This is a genomic window from Gordonia sp. YC-XJ4 (assembly GCF_059511865.1).
This window is the reverse complement of record NZ_CM183447.1, coordinates 1572089-1592045: the sequence shown is the minus strand read 5'-3', so window position 1 is coordinate 1592045 and position 19957 is coordinate 1572089. Positions and strand designations below refer to the sequence as shown.

16 protein-coding genes are annotated in these 19957 nt (G+C 66.4%); 8 read left to right on the top strand and 8 right to left on the bottom strand.

Annotation, left to right across the window (positions count from 1 at the left end; all coding sequences use genetic code 11):
• Positions 1 to 514 precede the first annotated feature (514 nt).
• On the top strand, positions 515 to 1579 hold the full coding sequence (locus tag AC5ZH6_RS06960) for a fatty acid desaturase family protein (RefSeq protein WP_496168769.1): 1065 nt from the start codon (positions 515 to 517) through the stop codon (positions 1577 to 1579).
• A 17-nt stretch (positions 1580 to 1596) separates the two neighbouring features.
• Here the strand turns inward: AC5ZH6_RS06960 and AC5ZH6_RS06955 are convergent, their stop codons facing one another.
• Positions 1597 to 2685, bottom strand: a complete 1089-nt coding sequence (locus tag AC5ZH6_RS06955; RefSeq protein ID WP_496168767.1) for a hypothetical protein — start codon at positions 2683 to 2685, stop codon at positions 1597 to 1599.
• Between the two features lie 259 nt (positions 2686 to 2944).
• Entirely contained in the window at positions 2945 to 3673 is a 729-nt protein-coding gene (locus AC5ZH6_RS06950) for a hypothetical protein (RefSeq protein ID WP_014359239.1), read from the bottom strand.
• A 253-nt stretch (positions 3674 to 3926) separates the two neighbouring features.
• Between AC5ZH6_RS06950 and AC5ZH6_RS06945 the strand changes: the two genes are divergently transcribed.
• Complete coding sequence (locus tag AC5ZH6_RS06945; RefSeq protein WP_496168765.1) at positions 3927 to 4409, top strand: excalibur calcium-binding domain-containing protein; 483 nt, start codon at positions 3927 to 3929, stop codon at positions 4407 to 4409.
• 137 nt (positions 4410 to 4546) lie between these two features.
• Here the strand turns inward: AC5ZH6_RS06945 and AC5ZH6_RS06940 are convergent, their stop codons facing one another.
• The gene (locus AC5ZH6_RS06940) at positions 4547 to 5116 is read right to left on the bottom strand and encodes a MarR family winged helix-turn-helix transcriptional regulator (protein ID WP_014359237.1); all 570 of its coding nucleotides are present in this window, start codon (positions 5114 to 5116) and stop codon (positions 4547 to 4549) included.
• A complete protein-coding gene (locus tag AC5ZH6_RS06935; RefSeq protein WP_496168763.1) occupies positions 5113 to 6156 on the bottom strand; it encodes an Lrp/AsnC family transcriptional regulator in 1044 nt (347 codons plus the stop codon). Before AC5ZH6_RS06935 ends, AC5ZH6_RS06940 begins: the two co-directional genes overlap by 4 nt.
• A gap of 100 nt (positions 6157 to 6256) precedes the next feature.
• On the opposite strand from AC5ZH6_RS06935, the gene AC5ZH6_RS06930 reads away from it, so the two are divergent.
• Both AC5ZH6_RS06930 and AC5ZH6_RS06925 read left to right on the top strand, forming a co-directional pair.
• Positions 6257 to 7702: an MFS transporter gene (locus AC5ZH6_RS06930; RefSeq protein WP_020172079.1), complete on the top strand. Its 1446-nt coding sequence runs from the start codon at positions 6257 to 6259 to the stop codon at positions 7700 to 7702.
• Between the two features lie 37 nt (positions 7703 to 7739).
• Positions 7740 to 8972 (top strand): LLM class flavin-dependent oxidoreductase, encoded by a 1233-nt coding sequence (locus tag AC5ZH6_RS06925; protein WP_496168761.1) that lies wholly within the window; start codon positions 7740 to 7742, stop codon positions 8970 to 8972.
• 165 nt (positions 8973 to 9137) lie between these two features.
• Here AC5ZH6_RS06925 and AC5ZH6_RS06920 read toward each other — a convergent pair whose 3' ends face one another.
• Positions 9138 to 9728 carry a TetR-like C-terminal domain-containing protein gene (locus AC5ZH6_RS06920; protein ID WP_496168759.1) on the bottom strand — a complete coding sequence of 197 codons (591 nt, stop codon included), beginning with the start codon at positions 9726 to 9728 and terminating at the stop codon, positions 9138 to 9140.
• A gap of 52 nt (positions 9729 to 9780) precedes the next feature.
• Here AC5ZH6_RS06920 and AC5ZH6_RS06915 point away from each other — a divergent pair, with 52 nt between their 5' ends.
• From AC5ZH6_RS06915 to AC5ZH6_RS06905, 3 genes are read left to right on the top strand one after another with little or no spacing between them, the layout of a single operon-like run.
• Entirely contained in the window at positions 9781 to 10896 is a 1116-nt protein-coding gene (locus tag AC5ZH6_RS06915) for an Rv3169 family protein (RefSeq protein WP_496168757.1), read from the top strand.
• Positions 10897 to 10904: 8 nt separating this feature from the next.
• Positions 10905 to 11903 carry a TIGR03617 family F420-dependent LLM class oxidoreductase gene (locus AC5ZH6_RS06910; RefSeq protein WP_496168755.1) on the top strand — a complete coding sequence of 333 codons (999 nt, stop codon included), beginning with the start codon at positions 10905 to 10907 and terminating at the stop codon, positions 11901 to 11903.
• Positions 11900 to 14287: a PEP/pyruvate-binding domain-containing protein gene (locus tag AC5ZH6_RS06905; protein WP_496168754.1), complete on the top strand. Its 2388-nt coding sequence runs from the start codon at positions 11900 to 11902 to the stop codon at positions 14285 to 14287. Before AC5ZH6_RS06910 ends, AC5ZH6_RS06905 begins: the two co-directional genes overlap by 4 nt.
• A gap of 65 nt (positions 14288 to 14352) precedes the next feature.
• On the opposite strand, the gene AC5ZH6_RS06900 is transcribed toward AC5ZH6_RS06905, so the two are convergent.
• Both AC5ZH6_RS06900 and AC5ZH6_RS06895 read right to left on the bottom strand, forming a co-directional pair.
• Entirely contained in the window at positions 14353 to 15603 is a 1251-nt protein-coding gene (locus AC5ZH6_RS06900) for an alpha/beta hydrolase family protein (protein WP_496168752.1), read from the bottom strand.
• An 89-nt stretch (positions 15604 to 15692) separates the two neighbouring features.
• Positions 15693 to 17249, bottom strand: coding sequence for a hypothetical protein (locus AC5ZH6_RS06895; RefSeq protein WP_496168750.1), 1557 nt, complete (start codon positions 17247 to 17249; stop codon positions 15693 to 15695).
• 196 nt (positions 17250 to 17445) lie between these two features.
• Between AC5ZH6_RS06895 and AC5ZH6_RS06890 the strand changes: the two genes are divergently transcribed.
• The gene (locus tag AC5ZH6_RS06890) at positions 17446 to 18705 is read left to right on the top strand and encodes an IS256 family transposase (RefSeq protein ID WP_336874021.1); all 1260 of its coding nucleotides are present in this window, start codon (positions 17446 to 17448) and stop codon (positions 18703 to 18705) included.
• A 25-nt stretch (positions 18706 to 18730) separates the two neighbouring features.
• On the opposite strand, the gene AC5ZH6_RS06885 is transcribed toward AC5ZH6_RS06890, so the two are convergent.
• Positions 18731 to 19873: an AfsR/SARP family transcriptional regulator gene (locus tag AC5ZH6_RS06885; protein ID WP_496168748.1), complete on the bottom strand. Its 1143-nt coding sequence runs from the start codon at positions 19871 to 19873 to the stop codon at positions 18731 to 18733.
• Between the last annotated feature and the right edge of the window lie 84 nt (positions 19874 to 19957).

Below are 19957 nucleotides of genomic sequence, written 5' to 3'. Positions count from 1 at the left end.
TGGCGTCACCCCACAAACCTCGAGGACCCGATGGACCACAACCTCTTTTCCCACGTCAACGAAAACCCCTCCCCGACAGACGATCTGACACAGAATCCGATGTCTTTCCAACTCGTGTTCTCCGACACCGCTGAGCGCCGCACCTCGGATTCCGCACGCGATTCGACCAGCCACCGATCCGGCCGATAGCCCGCCCACCGACCCCGATCGGCCACCCTTCACCGCCTCCGCCGGCGTGGAGCTTTTCGACTCCGCCGTCGGCGGTCTTCTCCTGCGATGGCCTCGCCTGCTGTAGAGTCGGCCTGGTAGCCCGCGCACACCGCGCGACCAGGCCGCACGATCATCTCACCCAGTGTGGCGTCGCACGACGCCGACGGCTCAGATCGCCGCACAGTCGATGCCAACGCGACGCGTCCACCCGCCGATCGGGCCGGTGGCCGACTTCTGCTCTCGCACAACACGTCAGCCCGACCACTTCCACTGCCACCGCGCAGCACCACAGATCGAGGCACTTGTGTCCCCCACCCGAGAAATCTCGGCCCCCCGCAACGAATTCGTGAGTTCTTACACGGAGTTGGCCGCCGAGGTTCGCGCCTCCGGCCTTCTCGACCACCGCCGCAACTACTACCTGATCCGCATCGTCGCCACATCGGCGAGTTTCTTTGCACTGTGGACGGCGGTTTTCCTACTGGGTGATTCGTGGTGGCAACCCGCACTCGCGGTCCTCCTCGCCCTGACCAGTACCCAATTCGGTTTCCTCGGTCACGACGGTGCCCATCGTCAGATGTTCGCCTCGGCTGCGGCCAACGAGTGGACGGCTCGCATCGTGGCGGCGGTGGGCGCGGGACTCTCGCTGCACTGGTGGCGCGGCAAACACAATCGTCATCACAAGGCGCCCAACCAGATCGGGACCGATCCCGACATCGTCGACGGCCCCATCGCCTTCGTTCCCGACGTCGCGGCGCAGCGGTCGGGCATCGCCGCGTGGCTCACACGTCGGCAGGGCTGGTTCTTCTTTCCGTTGTTGACCCTCGAGGGCGCTGCCCTGCATGTGGCCAGTATCCAAGGGCTCGTATCCAAAGCGCCTGTGCCGCATCGATTATTGGAGCTGTCGCTCATCGTGGTGCGGCTCGGTCTGGCGACCGTCCTGCCCTTCGTGGTGATGACGACGCCCCAGGCCGTCGTGTTCGTTCTCCTCCAGATGGCCGTGTTCGGCGTCCTGCTCGGTGGCGCCTTCGCCCCCAACCACAAGGGTATGCCGTTGGTGCCCAAGGATGTACGTGTCGATTTCCTGCGCCGGCAGGTACTCATGTCACGCAACATCCGGGGCGGGCGGATCATCGACTTCATGATGGGTGGCCTGAACTATCAAATTGAGCATCACCTCTTCCCCAGCATGCCGCGCGCCAACCTCGCCAAGGTCCGACCGCTCGTGCAGGCGCACTGTGCACGCCACTCGGTCACCTATACCGAGACGTCGCTGATCGACTCCTACGCCATCGTCGTCCGATACCTCAATCAGGTCGGGCTCGGCGAACGCGATCCGTTCACCTGCCCCCTGGTTCGCATGTATCGCTGAGAGCCCGTCACACACTCTCAGACCCGTACGTCCCCGACCCCCAGTTCGCCGACCCCATATTCGCCGATCTCAGCCGACATCCGAGCCGAGAGGTGGTAATTCATCACCGCCAGTGCGACGAGGCCGACGGCGAGGTTACTCAGGGCGCCGAATCCCTCGAGTGCAAAGTCGACCAGCGCATTGCTCAGCGTGAAGATCAGCGCGGCGAGTCGCAGCAGACGGAGCGGCCAGGCCCGTTCGGTTCGTCGGCGGGCGATCATTCCCGGTATCGAGATCAGTGCCGTCGCAACGCCACTGATGAACAGAATCCATGCGGCGTGCCGGTTTCGACTGAGTTCGAGGTACAGGTGGAGTTCGCCGCTGTCGACGTGTCCGACGAACAGCTGCCACGCCCCGAGCACGGTCGCCCACAACGAGGTGATCACCAGCAGGGCGCCGAACACCGTCACCCAACGGGGACTGCGCGCGAACCCGGGGATCAGCCGCACGGCCCGAGCCCGCAACGCCATGAGTCGGTCGGGACCAGCGGCACTGGTGGACAGCAACTCTCGGATCGTGGCGATCTGCGTCGGGTCACCACCTCGATCGGCGGCATATGCGAGAAACCACTGAGCCTGTGTACGTCGACGGGGCGGCAAACCATGACTCACCCCGTCGGCGGCGATCGACGCGGCGTTCGCAAGCGCCTCGGCCACGGTCGGTTTCGCGAGATCTCGGACCACCCTGCTGATCAGCAGCACGACCACGACGAGGATGTACATGATCTCCGCCGACGGACCGTAGAAGTAATCGTTGTTCTTGGTGACGAACTTGCCGACCTCGTCGAGGAACAGCCCGAATCCGATGCCGCCGAGGGCAACCGCAGCAAGGCGAACGGTGGCACCGAGAAACAACCACCCGACGATGAGCGCGATCATCATCAGCGCTCCACCCCACAGCGCATGCGCGATGTGTAATGTGCCGCCACCGATCTGCGGATAACCGGTGAGCTGAAGATAGGCACGCGTGAGGAGAATCGTGCCGATCGTGAATATCAGAAACCATTCGACGGTCGTGGTTCCGTAGGCGCTACGGACCACGACCGCCGTTCTCTGGGGCCGTGACATCGTCCGATTGTCCTGGTTCGACGTCGGCGGAATGTCGGTTTCGGCGGGATCGCCTCCAGACCTCACCCCCCGCTGGTCCGGCGCATTCCGCGTCGATGATGCCCCCTACTGCAACACCACCGACCGGCCCGCCGATCGCGCACTCCGGCATTCGCCATCATGCCCACGAGGAACCCAACCACAGCTCACCTAATTCGGCAAGATGAAGAATTCCATCACTTTCGTGAATCGTGAAAGTGGGTAAGCCCGGCCGTCGACGTCAGCGGGCGGTGGCGATACCCAGCGACGGGAAGAAATAGCACGTCGCGTTGCCCTTGTTGACGGTGCCGTAGATCGCCGAGAGCACAGTGCCCGAACCGGTGTCGACCAGACCGCCACGTGCGCCGTTGGAGGGCAGTGCGTTCACGATCGGGGCGAGCGCCTTGGTCGCCTGGGTTTGCGCCTCCGGAATCCCGGCCGCCTGCAGTCGCTTGCCCACTGCGTTGATGAGAGTTTCGGCCAAGCCGTCCATCGGCGCCCCCAACCCGCCTTGGAAGGTGTTGACGTTGAACCACGCCACCTGCATTCCGGACTTGTTTCCGGAGTCGTTGAACGTGCCGACCGGAACGAAGCCGTAGAGAACCTCGCCCTTCCGGACGGCGTTGATGTCTCCGACGACAGGGAAGGTCAAGTTCCCCAAGCCCGGTGTATACGGCCCCGCAACCGCCCCGCCGAGCGCCGACGGGAAGGTGAAGTCGGTGCAGGCGCCGATGGTCGGGGTGAACGGGGTGATACCCAGTTTCTTCAGGAGGGCGTTCGCCGCGTTGATTCCGTCGATCACACTCGCCGCGTCCTGCGGGTGTGGGGTGATCGCGTCCAGAGCCTGCTTGGCGGCCAGCGCTTCTCCGGTCGGTGCCGCCGACGCCGCAGGTGCTCCCATGGCGGAACCGGCGACGAGCGCTACGGACACGGTGGCCGCGGCCACGAGGCTGCGGAAGCTGATCTTCATTGGGTACTCCTCGATCGACGGTTCCCGACGTCGGACAATATCGCAGTCGGTGGGCGATACCGCAGTCGGTGGGCGATACCGCAGTCGGTGGTCGGCAGCGCGGGAATTGGTGTCTTTCACCGAATGGGCCGGTTCGTCCGGTCAACGGATACCGAGCACGGTCGATTCGAGCGCACAATCGAGACAATTGTCGCCCGCTTCTTCTTCACATGCTCTCGGCCCGCGACTTTCTCTGCGCAAAGGAGCCCCACCAGTGACAGCGCCATTCGGTCCACCACCCCCGGCACCTGTCCCACCGGGTCGCAAGAAGAGTCCGTTGGCCATCGGGCTGGGAATCATCGCGGTGTTGGTACTCATGCTGTTCTCGTGCGGGGTCGGATCGGCCATGCACGGCAGCGACAAGGCGGCCGCCCCGGCGACGCGGACGGTGGTCAGTACGGTCACCGCGACGATGACCGAGACCACCACCGCAACCGCTGTCGCGAGCACCACGCCGGTGCCCACCACCAGCGAGCAGACGGGCGGCCCGACTGTGGCTCGCGGACTCATCCCGCAAACGACGACCACCGATGCGCCGGCTGCGCCGGTTGCGCCGACCACCGACGAGGGATCGAGCGTCTACTACAGCAATTGCGCCCAGGCACGCGCCGCCGGGGTGGCGCCGCTGCATGTGGGAGACCCCGGCTACCGACCCGGACTCGACCGCGACGGCGACGGAGTGGCCTGCGAATCCTGATCGCGCGCTTGGCTATTCACTCGATCGTTCGCGCCCAGGCGTGCCACCATCGACGGCCCGAGGAATCTGACCGAGTCCCTCCCCAACGAATACAGATTCCACCGATCCGGCGCGACACGCCGAGAAGCCGGGCTGCCTCACGGCGTGTCTGCGTCAACCGTATTTGCATCCGGCGAAAGACCTTCGGACTGCAGCAGAAACTCACGCAGGTCCTCGGCGAGCCGGCTCAGCAGAACGGCGTCAAGCGCGCTCATCGCCTCCCGTTGGGCGCGGTCGTTGGCTTCGATGACCGATGCCGCCCGCTCGCGGCCGGCATCGGTGAGGCTGACCCGGATCTGCCGGCGATCGTCGGGATCGATGGCGCGGACGACGAAGCCGGCACGCTCGAGACGGGTGATGCGGTTGGTCATGGCGGCGGCGCTGACCTGCGAGGAGTCGGTGAGCACGCTGATCGGTGCGGTGCCGTCGGCGCGCGAGAGGGTGGCGAGGATGTCGAGTTCCCACAACTCGATACCCAACGGGGCGAGCTGCCGCTTGATCTGGAGTTCGAGCCAGTGCGCGGCCCGGCTCAGGCGCATCGCGACCGCCTTCACGGCCAGGTCGGAGTCGGGGTCGTGCTCACGCAGGTAATCGAGGATGACGTCGACGCGGTCGGCGTCGCGCGACGTCCCGGAGCGGGGCCGTCGTGGCGTCGGCGCTGGTGTCATGGGGCCAGGACCTCCTGATCGACGAGCGAGGTCGCCTGCTTGACCATCGCAACGGTGGGCACCACCTCGATGTCGGCGAGGCCGTCGACCGCGCCGAGGGTGTCGGTGAGGAACCGATAGAGGTCGGCGTGACTTCGGCAGACGATCGAGGCGACGAGATTGCGGGTGCCCGACACCGCGGCGACAAACGCGACCTCCGGCAGAGCGGCCAGCACTCCGCCACACCGCTGCAGGATCGCAGGCGGGGCCGACATCCAGATCTGCGCCTCGGTCGTCCGCCCGACCGCCTGTGGCGCGATGTCGACGCCGAGGGTGATCACTCCGCGGGCGAGAAGCGCGTGGACTCGCCTGGTCGCGGCACCGGCGGTCATGTTCGCGGCCGAGGCCAGAGTGGCGTAGGACGCTCGACCGTCGGCCTCCAGTCGCCGGATCAACGTCCAATCGGATTGGTCGAGCGTGGCGTCGCCGTCGGCGGCGTTCTGCCGGGACGGACCCGAATCCTCAAGCGCCAGTAGCCGATCCTCGACATCTCCGCCGAGGTCGATCCCGAGATGATGGCCACTCGAGCGGGTGCCGACCGGGAACTCGTGCAGAACGACCGCACTGCTCATGGCCAGCACCTCGGCGGTGGCGGGCAACCGCATCAACAACAGATCCGCGCGGGCGTCGGCGCTGCGGGCGCGCACGGCGAGGATCACCTCGTTGCCGACGCCGGCGAGGAACACCCACCCCACGTCGTCGCGTCGCGCGAGTGCCTGTGCCAGTTTGCGCGCGCCGCTGGGCCGGCACACCACGCGCACCAACCAGGTTGTCTCGCCCATCGCCTCGGCACTCACGATGGCCGACACCCGCACGATGCCCGCCTCGCGCATGCGCCGGTAGCGGCGGGCGACGGTCTGCTCCGACACCTCGAGGAGATCGGCGAATGCGTGGAAGGCACCGCGCGGTGCGAGTTGCAGACACCGCAGAACGCGCCGGTCGAGGTCGTCGAGTTGGAACGATTCTCGCCGAACACCGGCTTCCGTGGAGGTTTCCGCCATTTCTTCCTCCGTCGCTCGCGAGTCGGCGCACGCCGGGACGATGCTTGCCGAGTCAGGTATTTCAACACCATATACTTCACCATGAAAGGATGTGGTCGACATGACCACGACCAACAATCGTCCTGTCATCTCCGTCAAGGCGCGTCCCGATCCCGGCCCCTCGGACCCCAGCCGCGCGATCACCGTCGCGCTCGCCGTACTCGGCGTTTTCGTCACCTACGTGCCGATCACCGGCGTCAGCGTCGCACTGACGCGGATCGGCGCCGCCACCCACGCCAATACCGCTGCGCTGCAGTGGATCTCCGACGGCTATGTCATCCCGATGGCAGCCGCGGTGCTGTCCGGCGGGCTGTTCGGGGATCGGTACGGCCGCCGCCGCATCTATCTCATCGGCATGGCCCTGACCGTTGTCGGCGCCGGAGTCGCCGCATTGTCCGGCCTCACCGCGGACACCGGCGCACTCGCCATGATCTGGACCGGACAGGCCATCTCCGGCCTCGGTGCCGGGCTGCTGCTGCCCACCACTCTCGCGCTCATCGCGCACGTCGTGCCGGACCCACGGGCGCGCGGCAAGTACATCGGTGTGTGGGCGACCGGACTGCTGCTCGGCTTGTGCGTCGGGCCGATCGTCTCCGGTGCGATCATCGACCGAGTCGCCTACGGCTGGATCTTCGTCCCGGTCATCGCCCTTGCGGGTCTTGCGGGCATCGCGGCCGCGGCGTGGCTGCCCGAGTCCACCGCACCCGGCGAGCGGTCGCTCGACATCGGCGGCCAGCTCTTCGCCACGCTCGCCATCGCCGGGCTCATCCTCGGCGTCATCGAGGGCGGGGCACGCGGGTGGACCGATCCGGTCACCCTGACCGGACTCATCGTCGGAGCACTCGCGCTGATCGGGTTTCTTCTCACCGAGGCCCGCTCGACCTCCCCGCTCATCGACCTCGGGCTGTTCGGCTCGCCCGCCTTCAGCGCCGCCGGGTTCTCGGCACTACTCGCACTGTTCTCCGTCGTCGGTACGACCTTCCTGATCAGCGTCTTCCTCGGCGAAGTCCAACACCTGGATGCGCTTCAGATCGGGCTACGGCTGCTGTTCGTCACCGGCGTCGCCGTCGTGGTGAACCCCGTGATCGGCGCGACCATGCATCGCATCCGGCCCGCTTACCTGCTGACCGCAGGACTCGCCGTCGGCGCCGTCGGCGTCTTCACCCTCACCGGTGTCGACGAGCACACCACGGCTCTCGACCTCGGCTGGCGCCTGGCCATCTTCGGCCTGTCACTGGCCATGATGCTCACCACCGTGTCGGTCACCGCCGTCAACGCCGTCCCCTGGAGAAAGGCCGGGATGGCGGCCGCGACCAATACCGCGCTGCGTCAGTTCGGCGGAGCGCTCGGCCCGGCCGTGCTCGGCGCCGTCTTCGTCAGCCGGCTCACCTCCGGCGCCTCGCCGGTCTCGGCACTCCACACCTCCGTCGCCGTCAACGGGTTCCTGCTCGTGCTCGGTGCCCTGATCTGCCTCGTCACCACCCACATCGGCCGCACCAGCGACTGATTCGTCACTGCCCCTACAGATTCAAAGGATCAGAACCATGAAGACCATGCTCATGTGCAGCTCGGCGATCCCGGTCACCCCCGAGGAACGCGCCGCCCTGCGTCCCGTGTCCCGCAACAACGAGAAGTACCAGGAGATGCTCGCCGGCTTCGAGCAGATCGCCGTCTGGGCCGACGAGCTCGGCTTCGACGCCTTCGGCTCCACCGAGCACCACATGCAGTACGAGGGCGGCGAGTCGATCCCGAACAACCTGCTCATGTACGCCAAGCTCGCCGCGCTGACCAAGCAGATCACCTTCGTCCCGATGTCGGTGGTCGTCACCGCCCGCGACCCGCTGCGCGTGGCCGAGGATCTCGCGCAGTTCAGCCACATGTTCCCCGGCCGGCTCGGCATCGCCTTCGCCCGCGGCTTCCAGACCCGCTGGGTTCAGACCCTCGCACAGCAGGCCGACGCCGTGGCGCACGCACCCAGTTCCGACGCCGCCAACCGCGCCAAGTTCGACGAGTACCTGTCGATCATCGAAACCGCTTGGGAGTTGAACTCTTTCCGCGTCGACGGCCCCCACTACCAGGCCCCGTACCCGGCCACCGGTATCCCCGACTGGCCGTTGGCCGACTGGACCCGCAGTTACGGCGTCCCCGGTGACGTCGACGACGACGGCACCATCCGCCGGGTTGGCATCGCCCCGAAACCGCTTGGCCGGCCGGAGATCTTCATCCCGAGTACCCGCGCCGAGCAGACCATCATCGATTCCGGCCGGGCCGGTCGCACCCTGTACGTCGCCGCCGGCGGCCGCGATCGCATCCTGGCTGTCGCCCGCACCTACCAGCACGCCGCCAACGAGGCCGGCCACGACCTCGAACTCGGGCAGCGCTTCGGCGTCGTGGCCAAGATCGTTCTCGGCGTCACCTTCGACGAGGCCTTCGATCTCGCCGTCGAAACCTCCGGCTTCTGGTACCAGAACATCTTCCAGAAGTTCTGGTTCAACGAGGGCTACCGCCGCGAGTCCGATCCGCCGGTGCGCCCGTTGACCTTTCCCGACGCCCGTGGCCTGACCCGCCGGATGTACGAGGAAGGACAGCTGCTGTGCGGAACCGCGGAGCAGGTCCATGACCAGCTCGCCGACCTGTCCACCCTCTACGGCCAGGGCAACCTCGACTGGGTCATCTCCGAATACTGGGCGCAGTCGATGCCCTTCGACGACTGGAGCGGCGTCCAGCGCTACCAGCTCGAGACCTACGCCAAGAAGGTGATGCCCGAGTTCAGGTAGCTGTCGGTGTGCGAGAGGACCGGCTCCGGGAGGGGTCGGTCCTCTCGTGTGTGATCAGACGGAGCCGACCCGAAACGAATACAGATTCCACCGTTCCGGCGCGACACGCCGAGAATCGCAACTGCACCGCGGCGTGTCTGTGTCATCTGTATTCGTCGACCGATCTCACGCTTCCGGCCACCGTTCGATGATCAGCTCGACCATCTCGTCGACCCACGTGTCGTCGAGCGCGGCGTCGCTGCGAATGAGGATGCGGAAGATCGCGGTCCCCGCGACAACCTCGGCGAGCATCGGCAGTCGGTCGTCGTCGCGACGTCCCTGACCGAAGCGGGACTCGAAGGCGGTGAGGTCGCCGGCCAGCCTCTCGGTCATCCGGGCGTGCACGTCGGGCGATGCCACGGTGTCGGCGATCAGTCCGGGCAGGGCCACCCGCACCTCCGGCCGGTTGAACATCGAGCGCACGATCTCCACGAGCGCGCGAATGTCCTGCCGGACGTCCCCGGACCCCGTCGGCGGTGCCATGACCTCCGCCGACAACACCGCCTCGTGCACCAACTGCGCCTTGCCCGACCAGCGCCGGTAAATGGCTGCCGTGGTGGTTCCGGCGCGAGCGGCAATCGCCGACAACGACAGCGCGGGATAGCCGGTCTCGAGAATCAGCTCGCGGGTGGCGGCGATGATCGCGGCATCGATCCGGCCATCGCGGGGCCGCCCCGGCGTCGACCTCTTGTTATCGCCTCGGCGATCTGGTGTCATGGATCACATTCTAATTCCAATGCAATGTGCATCGTATTGATAGGGAGTTCCGGTGGAACTGAGCCCACTCGACGAGTATCCGATCCATCAGACGCCCGCCCCGATCACCTGGCCGGCCACCTCCGACAGGAACTTCTACGATCGCTCGTACTTCAACGTGCTCGACCGCGAGGGCCGCTTCACGGCGCTCACCGGCATCGGCTACTACCCGCGTCTGGGCGTCAAGGACGCCTACTTCGTCGTCCGCCGCGGCGACACCCAGACCGCGATTCATCTGAGCGACGCGATCGACGACGACCGACTTCATCAGAACGTCAACGGATATCGCCTCGACGTCGTCGAGCCGCTGCAGGAGATGCATCTGACCCTCGCGGAGACCGAGGGCATCGCCGCCGAACTCACCTGGCGCGGACTGTTCCCGGCGGCGCTGGAGAAGCCGCACACCATGCTGACCGAGCGACGAGTGACGTTGCAGGCGTGCCGCTTTGCCCAGGTGGGTTCCTGGCAGGGATGGATCGACGTCGACGGAGAACGACTGACCGTCGAGCACGACACCAGCGTGGCGAGCCGCGACCGGTCGTGGGGTATCCGGCCGGTCGGTGAGCCGGAACCGCTAGGGCGTCCCGACACCGCTTTCCGCGGAATGTGGTGGCTCTACCTGCCATTGGCGTTCGACGACTTCATCCTGTTCCTCATCCTGCAGGAGGATCCCGACGGTCATCGCAGTCTCTACGACTGCACCCGCCGGTGGCGCGATGGGCGCATCGAGCAACTCGACGGCGTACGGGTCACCATCCACTACACCGCCGGGACCAGGATTCCGCACGGCGCGCACATCGAGTTCCTCAATCGCGCGGGCGAGCAGATCTCCCTCGACGTCGAGTCGAAGTTGTTCGCGCCCATCGCCTTCGGCTCGGGCTATGGCGGCGATTCCTCGTGGGCGCACGGCACATGGAAGGAGGGTCCGTTCGCCGAACGCGTCACCTTCGATCTGACGGACGAGCAGGTGATGGCCCGCGCACCGTTCAGCCTCATCGACCACGTCGGGAGTGCGGTGTGTACCGAGGCCGACGGCCGACAACACCGTGGCGCCGGCCTGTTCGAGCACGGCATCATCGGTCCGCACCATCCGTCGGGTTTCTCCGACTGGACCGACGTGGCGGGATAGGCAACGCCATGAAGATCATGACCGCACTCTTCGGACCCACCGACGCCGTGGACCGTGCCAAGCTCCTGAAGGAGGCCGGCGCCTCCGGTGTCTTCACTTTCGAGGGACCATTCGACGTGTTCACTCCGCTGGTGCTGGCGTCGTCGGTCGACGGCCTCGACCTCATGTCCAACGTCGCGATCGCTTTCCCGCGCAACCCGATTCAACTCGCCCACCAGGCCAACGATCTGCAATTGCTCAGCAAGGGAAGGTTCATCCTCGGGCTCGGCACCCAGGTGCGCGCGCAGATCGAGAAGCGCTACGGTACCGAGTTCGATCGGCCGGTCGAGCGGATGACGGAGATTGTCGGCGCATTGCGTGCGATCTTCGCGACGTGGAACGAGGGCGAACGATTGGACTTCCGCGGTGAGTACCATCGCCACACGCTGATGACCCCGACCTTCAATCCCGGCCCCAACCCGTATGGGCCGCCGCCGATCTATCTGGGCGCGTTGGGTCCTCGGCTCACCCGTGCGACGGCCGAGGTGGCCGACGGTCTGTTGGTGATGCCGTTCGGGTCCAAACGCTTCCTGCACAGCACGACGCTGCCCGCAGTACGCGACGGGCTTGCCAAAGCCGGGCGGAGCGCGGACGACTTCACGGTGATCCCCGAGATCATCGTGTCGGTCGCCTCCGGCCGCGACGACGACCACGCCTCGACGCGAATGTTGCTGGCCTTCTACGGTTCCACCCCCGCGTACCGACCTGTGCTCGACGCGCACGGATGGGGCGACCTGCAGCCCGAACTCAATGCGATGTCCAAACAAGGGCGTTGGCAGGAGATGGCTGCGCTCATCGACGACGAGATGCTGCACACCATCGCCGCATGTGGGACGCCGGCCGAGATCGCCGCGCACATCCGCGACCGCGTCGACGGTGTCTCCGACAGCATCTGTCTCTACCAGCCAGGCCCCATCGCCGTCGACGCACTCGCGGAAATCGTTGATGCGCTGGTCGGTTCGCGATGACAGCGGCCACCGTCGAGTTCGACGAGATCACCGACGACCGGTACGGCGGCAAGGCCGCCGGCCTCGCGCGTCTGCGCGCTCTGGGATTGCCCGTCCCAGTCGGTTTCGTGGTCGCGGATGCCTCGGTGGACGGATCTCTCGACAGCGTGACCTCCAGGTTCGGCGAGATGGCTGCCGCCGGAACGACTCCGGTGGCGGTGCGGTCCTCCGCCGCTGGTGAGGACGGGAGCGAGCAGTCCTTCGCCGGCCAATACGACACCGTGCTCGGCGTCGATTCCGTCGACACCCTGACCGAGGCCATCCACACGTGTGCCGCCTCGGTGCACTCCGCGCGCGCGTACGCCTACAGCGGCCACACCACCACAACCATGAATCTGGTCGTTCAGCAGATGGTCGACGCGCGGGCCGCCGGAGTGGTGTTCACCGCGGACCCGGCGTCGGGTCGCCGCGACCTGATGGTGATCGACGCGGTCGCCGGACTCGGCGAGTCGCTGGTCGACGGGACCTCTGCGCCCGATCACCTCGTCCTCGACGAGGAGGGTGCACCGGTGGTCGCGGAATACGTTGCCGCTCCGGTCTTGTCACCTCAGGAGATCGACCTGATCAGAGCGGGTGCTCTGCGCGCGGCGCACGAATGGGGCACGCCGATGGACCTCGAGTGGGCCATCGACCGGTCGGGCGACATCTGGTGGTTGCAGGCCCGACCCATCACCACCTTGCCGGGCGATCTCAACGAGATGGACTCCCCGGTCGCCGGCGCCGACCACGTGTACACGCGGTGCAACATCGGCGAGATGATGCCGGGCGCGTTCTGCCCGTTGACCGCGTCGGTATCCGGGTTCGCGATCGACTATGCGATGCAGAGGATTCAGGTCGTCGCGCGGGCACAGGAGGGTTATAACACGCCGTGGCTGCAGGTCGGATACTTCTACGGCCACATGTTCCTCAACCTCACCGAGGGCACGGCGCTGAGTTCCGGGATTCTGGGGAACTCGCTGGAACAGTTCTCGACCTCGATCTGCGGCCGCGTGGTCGACGAACTGCAACCGAAACCGGCACAACCGTTCTTGCGCAAACTCGGCAACACGATCAGGCTGACCACCCATGCGTTGACGGTGGGCCCGGCGATCCGCCGGATACCTTCTGACATCGCCGGTTTCCGGGTTCCGAGCAGCTCGGACCCACGAGTCGTGCTGCGGCAGTTGGACGACGGTGTGGAGTTGTACTGCGACATCACGCTCACGCACGTCCGTTCATCGTCACGCGCGGCCGTCGCGGCCAATGTCCTCGAGAGCGTGATGGTTCGCCGGGCGGTCACCGACGGCCGTGATGAGGACGAGGGCAAAGCTCAGGCCGCCCGTCTCATGTCAGGGGCATCGGGCGTCGAGAGTGCCGAGATGCTCGCCGAACTCGACGCGGTCGTGCAGAAGATCGCCGCCGACGCAGCCATCGCCGACGAATTCCTCTCCGCAGCACCGGATGACGCGGTCACCACATTGCGCGCGGCGCCCGGGGACGCGGGAGTCGCCTTGCGGAAGTTCTTGGAGCGCCACGGCCATCGCGGATACCGGGAACTGTGCATGCGCGACCCGTCCTGGGCCGACGATCCCGCCGGGCTGGGGACGATGATGCAGGTCATGGTGCGATCGGCGACCGAGCGGCCCGGTCGCGAACCGAGCCGCGCGCCGACACCTGAGCACTCCTCGCCGACGATTCGCCTCCTGGCACGCCTGGCACAGGGCGGCGCGCGTGGACGCGAGGAGACGAAATCGCGGATGGCGTTGATGGCCCACCAACTCAAGCGGGGCTACCGCCATCTCGGCGAGGTGCTCGCCGAGAGCGGTCGGCTCCCCGACGCCGATCTCGTCTTCTTCCTCGACCGGGCCGAGTTGCGGCGGGTCGTCGACGCCGAGGACATCACCGACCTCGTACAGAGCGCCATTCGACGACGAGAAGCGTTGTCATTTCAGGACTCTCTCGAATTCGACGACGTCTCGGTCGGGCGGCCGTCCCCGCGCCTGACCGTCGCCGAGAATGACATCGCCGACGACCGGATCGTGGGTCGACCAGCGAGCAGAGGTGTCGTGGAAGGCACAGTGCGAGTGGCGAAGACGATCGGTGAGGCGCGCGCCGTCCGGCCCGGGGAGATCCTCGTCGCGCCCGTCACCGACGTCGGATGGACACCGTACTTCACCGTGATCGCCGCTCTGGTCACCGACATCGGGAGTTCGGTCTCCCACGGTGCCGTGGTCGCCCGCGAATACGGCTTACCCTGCGTCGTGAACACCCTGGTCGGCACTCACCTGCTCCGGACCGGCGACCGAGCGCGAGTGGATGGGGACCGTGGGGTCGTGGTGCGACTCGATCACCGCGAACCTTGGTGATGTCAGAAACCATTGACGCCATGAACCGGCCTACACCAGGCGCCCGGTCGAGGACGGTTCACAGATCATCGTGGTGCTCCGGACGCGCCGACGGTTGCCGAATCGACGCCTGCGAGACAGTCGTCGAGCCAGTCGTAAACGACCGCGTCCCAAGCTTTCTGCCCCAGGCCGCCGCAGTGTCCGGCGATACCGGTACCCGCCGCCGGCGTGGATATCGTCTTGTGTTCGACGGCCAGTGCATTGTAGAGCGCCGCGCCGTGCCCACCGACAGGATCTCCGGGAGATTCCATGATCAGTGTGGGACAACCGATGTCGGCGGCTCGATCGGTCATCGTGTAAGTAGTGAGTTCCGCGAGGTAGTCGGCAACGGTGCGCACTCCATGGGATGCCATGCGTGCACCGAAGAAGTCGGCCCGTTTCCGGCTGACCCGGCTCAGGGCCGTCATGAGCGGTGCCGCGATACGGCCCTTCCAGCCACCGGGGATCTTCGCCCCCATGTCGGGTTGGGCGGGGTCGCAGATCATCGCGGCGATGCGGGGCTCGGTGGCGACCGCACGTGGGATGAGATACCCGGCGAAGGAACGGCCCATGGCGACGATCCGTTGGGGGTCGACGCCTGGTGCGGCGATCAGCCAGTCGACGATCGGCGAGAGGACGTGCTCGTAGTCCGGTCGAAAGAAGATGCGGTGCAGATAGAGTGACGCTCCCTGGCCTGGTCCTTCCACGCTGAGGACGTTGTACCCACGCGCGAGCGCGCCTTGGGCGAAGATCCATCCCGATTCGGCGGTGGAGTCGTATCCGCAGGGCATCACGATGGTCGGAGAAAGTCGATTCGGGTCGGTCACCGGCCGGAAGAGCCAGGCGTGAATGTCGGTGCGTCCGCCAACCGCGGACCGATTGTCGGCGTACGGAATCGCGACCTCGTCGGCGACGATGGGCACCGAGGTGTGCGGCAACAGTTCCATGGCGTGACGGAAGGTGTCGCAGTGCGCGTGATAGGCGTCGTGCAATCGCTGATCGTCGAGATCGGCACGAAGGAAGTAGTACGCCTGCCGGTAGTACTCACTGGCACGAAGGTACGACTGGTGGGCGGTGACGAGGTGGCCGGTGACGTGTGCTGTCTCGGCGGATTCCCGAGCCGATTCGGCGCGGGCCATCCAGTGCGTGTACCAGCGTTGCGTGTTGTACCTTCCGCCGATCAGGTCCGCGGTGGCGTGGGCCTCGCCGAGATCGGCGGCGCCGACGGCCGCGGCCTGCAGTGTGCGACTGAACTGTCCGTCGAACTCTTCGTCGGACATCGCCAGGTGCTGTGTCATGAGTACCTCCACGGTGGTTGTCGGATCACGAGGCCCCGTCGCCCCTGGTCGTGATGTGACAAGGAGACCGTGCGGTCCTCACAAAACGCTCACATGCCGGCGAAGCGTTCGTGATCACCCATGACGAGTGCGTCTCGGGCCTCGGCAATACCTGCGCGCCACCCCTGGTCGAAGGCCGTGTTCTCGTCGTCGCGGCACCGCCGGATGGCGTCGTGGGTGAACGGATGGCGCGGCCACTCCATGCCCGCGTCCAGCGCGTAGGTGCGTGCGACCGCGAATGCCCGGCCGGCGCGGTTCACTTCGCCGGCCGCGACCAGGTGGTTGCCGCGCTGTTCGACCGTGTCACAGATCTGTATGCCCCCGGCGTCGAGGTACGCGTGAAACGCCTGGTCATTCCAGCGAAGTCCCATGCGGGTGTCGCCGTTGATCAGAGCTCGGATGCCCAGCATCACGGCCGCGAGATGGATGGCCAGTGGATCGCCCAGTTCGGCTCCGAGCGCGAGTGCGGTGTGGGCATGGTGCGTGCCTTCCGCCAGGTTGCCGGCCGTCAGCTCGCACAGTGCCTTGGTTGCTGTCACGATGGCTGCCTCGCGAGAACCCGTGGCCAGTGCGTCCCAAGCCCGCTGCGCGAAGATGCCGGCCAGGGCATGGTCGTCACCTGTCCAACTCGCCAGGGCGAGAAAGGCGAAGCGCCGGCAGCCGACGTCGGGGTCCGGGTCGTCCACGACGATCGCCGTGTCGAGGTCATCGGGTGACAGTGCGGTGAGATGCCGGTGGGCTTCGGCAGTCTGCTGGCTGAATGCCAGTGCTGCGCCGAGACAGGCAGTCACCATCGCGCTCGTACGCGCCGAACACCCGCCCCGCGAACAGGTTTCGGATGCGATGCGGAGCAAGCGGATACCGGCGGCGAGACGTCGGCGGAGGTACCAGTACGGGCCGAGGTGTTCGATCAGGTCGATGTGGGTGTCGAGGCGAGCGGGGTCGCTCACGACGGACTCGAGAAAGGCGAGCACCGTGGAGACATCATTGTCGACGCGGGCGAGGTCTCGCGCCGACGACATGGTGCTGTGCATCGGAGTCGTGGCCAGTAACGCGGTGACTGCGTGGTCTCGTCGTCGTACCGCCTCGAGTGCAGCTGGTCGGTCGAGTCCTCGAGCGTGTTCGGCGATCGTGTCGAGAATGGTGAATCGGGTCGGCCGGAGTCGGTCACCGCGGATGGGCCACAACAATGATCGGCGACAGAGTTCGGCCAGATCATCGGCGACGTCGGCGCCGCACACGGCTTCGGCCAGCGCCGAGGTGAACGGATTGTGCAGCGCGGTGAGGCGGAGATACCGGCGCGCCAGGCCGACATCCAGGGACTCGTAGGCCAACCGGAAAGCTCGGTTGATCGGCTCGGGGACCGCACTTCCGAATTGATCGGCCACTTCCCGCACCGAGAATGTCACCATCCGGGCCGCGGCGAGTTCGAGACCCAGCGGCAATCCACCCATCGCCGTACAGATCCGATCGAGATCGTCGAGGTCGGCGGGGTCGGGATCGAAGACGCCACGGGCAACGCGGATACGGTCGACGAGAAGTTGCTGAGCGGGTGAGGGGCCGCCGGTGCGATCGCTGTGGACGGTCAATGGGTGCACGGTCAGCACGCGCTCGCCCCGTACCCCCACTGGTCCGCTTGAGCCGAGAATTGTCACTGCGGCGCACCGTTGCAGTAGTGCCCCTTAGAGTGGTGTAACTCGGTGGCCGAGCCCGTCTACGAATCCGTGTTGTGCACGAATGTAGAGCGGCCACCGTGTGATCCTTCGAGTCAACCGTCTAAAGAATCCTCGAGGAGTCATCACGATGACCGCACCCCATATTGTCGACCCTGCAGGCCTGCTTAGCCAAGCCCTCTCCGACGCATCACCGGATCTGATGCGCGAGCTGCTGCAGACCATGATCAACGCCCTGCTTTCCGCCGACGCCGACGCCGTGTGCGGCGCCGAATGGAACGCCCGCACCGCCGAACGCACCAACCGGCGCAACGGCTACCGCCACCGGCCCCTGGACACCCGCGTCGGCACCGTCGACGTCGCCGTACCGAAGCTGCGCTCGGGCAGCTACTTTCCCGAGTGGCTGCTCGAGCGCCGCAAGCGGGCCGAATCCGCGCTGATCACGGTCGTGGCGGACTGCTACCTGGCCGGCGTCTCCACTCGCCGGATGGACAAGTTGGTCAAGACCTTGGGCATCGACTCGCTGTCCAAGTCGCAGGTCTCACGCATGGCCCAAGATCTCGATGAGCAGGTCGCCGCGTTCCGCCACCGGCGCCTGGACGAGGCCGGGCCGTTCACGTTCGTCACCGCCGACGCGCTTGCGATCAAGGTCCGGGAGAACAAGCAGGTCGTGAAGGCTTCGGTGCTGCTGGCCACCGGGGTCAACGGTGACGGGCACCGCGAGGTCCTCGGTATGCAGGTGGCCACCAGTGAGACCACGGCCTCGTGGAACACCTTCTTCGCCGACCTGGTCGCCCGCGGCCTGGGCGGCGTGCGGCTGGTGACCTCCGACGCCCACGCCGGCCTGGTCGAGGCGATCGCAGCGAACCTGCCCGGAGCCGCGTGGCAGCGCTGCCGCACCCACTACGCCGCCAACCTTATGGCGGTGTGCCCCAAGTCCATGTGGCCGGCCGTGAAAGCGATGCTGCACAGCGTGTACGACCAGCCCACCGCGGACGCCGTCAACGCCCAGTTCGACCGGCTGCTGGAGTACACCGAGCACCGCCTGCCCGAGGTCGCTGAGCACCTCGGCGATGCCCGCGAGGACCTGCTCGCCTTCACCGCGTTCCCCGACGACGTGTGGCGACAGATCTGGTCCAACAACCCCACAGAACGGCTCAACCGCGAGATCCGCCGCCGCACCGACGTGGTTGGGATCTTCCCCAACCGTGACGCCATCGTCCGCCTCATCGGCGCCGTCCTGGCAGAACAGACCGACGAATGGGCCGAAGGCCGCCGCTACCTCGGCCTCGAAGTTCTGGGCCGCTGCCGACTCACCCTGACCACCGGTACCAACACCGGCTCCACGACGGAGGTGAGCACCGATGACCTGATGCAACTGCCCGCCTGATCACCAACGAAGGATCAAAAACCAGTTACACCACTTCTAGGGGCTTGACCCACCGTTGCAGAATCGCGTCGACAACGTCGACGTCCTCGGACGACATGGGGCCGTCGAGGACAAGTAGCACAGACATCGTCGCCAGATGATCACACACCTGATCGAGACCTGCGGTGGAGTCTGCCGCGGGCTGGATTCGCATTGTGGTGAGGACGGTTTCGGCCACGCCAGCGTCGGCGCTCCGGTCGATGAACCACACGCCGTCGTCGAACGAATCGGCAACGCGCCGTGCCGCTTCCAGTGCCAGGCGCGTCTTGCCGACTCCCGGGATGCCATCGAGGGCGACGACACGTTCCGATTCGAGCAACCGCACGGTCTCGGCCAGTTCGGCGGCGCGCCCGACGAACGACGTGTGTTGCGACGGTAGATGGAGCCGCCTGACGCTCCGATTGTGCTGGCCGAGAGCGTGGCGATGAGCCGCACGAATCTCGTCTCCTGGGGTGACGCCGAGTTCGGTCGCGAGGAGTTCGCGGACGTCGCGGTACGCGGTGAACGCCTCGGCGCGTTGGCCGGTCGCGGCGAGGGCCGCGATCTTCAGCGCCCACGCGTGCTCGTCGAGCGGGTCCCGGGTGATCAATGCTTGGGCCTCGTCGATCGCCCGATGGTGCTGACCCGATTCCGCACTCAGATCGGCACGACGGGTCAGCAACGCTGTCCGGATGACGTCCAGCTGCCGACGGGCCTGATCGAGGCCTGGGGAGGGCGCAGCCGTGGTGAACGGCTCGCCGCGCCACGTCGAGAGCACCGCGTCGAGTGCCGACGGGTCCACCACAGCGCCACTGAGCACCGCGACGCCGGCAGCATCGAAATCGATCGAGTCCACCGACACCTCATCGAGATCGAGCCGATACCCGGCGCGTTCGGTGATGATCACCGGCGGAAAGCCCTCCGGTATCAACGCCTTCCGCAACCGCCACATCTGCGATTCCAGCGCCCGCTGGGTCTTTGCCGGGGCGTCGGCGCCCCACACCTCGGCGATGAGCGTAGACGCGGGTACCGGCCTCCCTGCGTGAGCACACAGCAGCGCGAGAATCGTCCGGGGTTTGGTGCCGCCAGGATTGACAATGACACCATCCCGCCAGACCACCATCTCGCCGAGATCCCGGATCACATACATGACGAGTCTCGCGCAGAGCTACTCGATGCGACTGGATTTTTCACTTACGGCTCCTGGTCACTCACCCCGGCTGGTTTTGCCCGT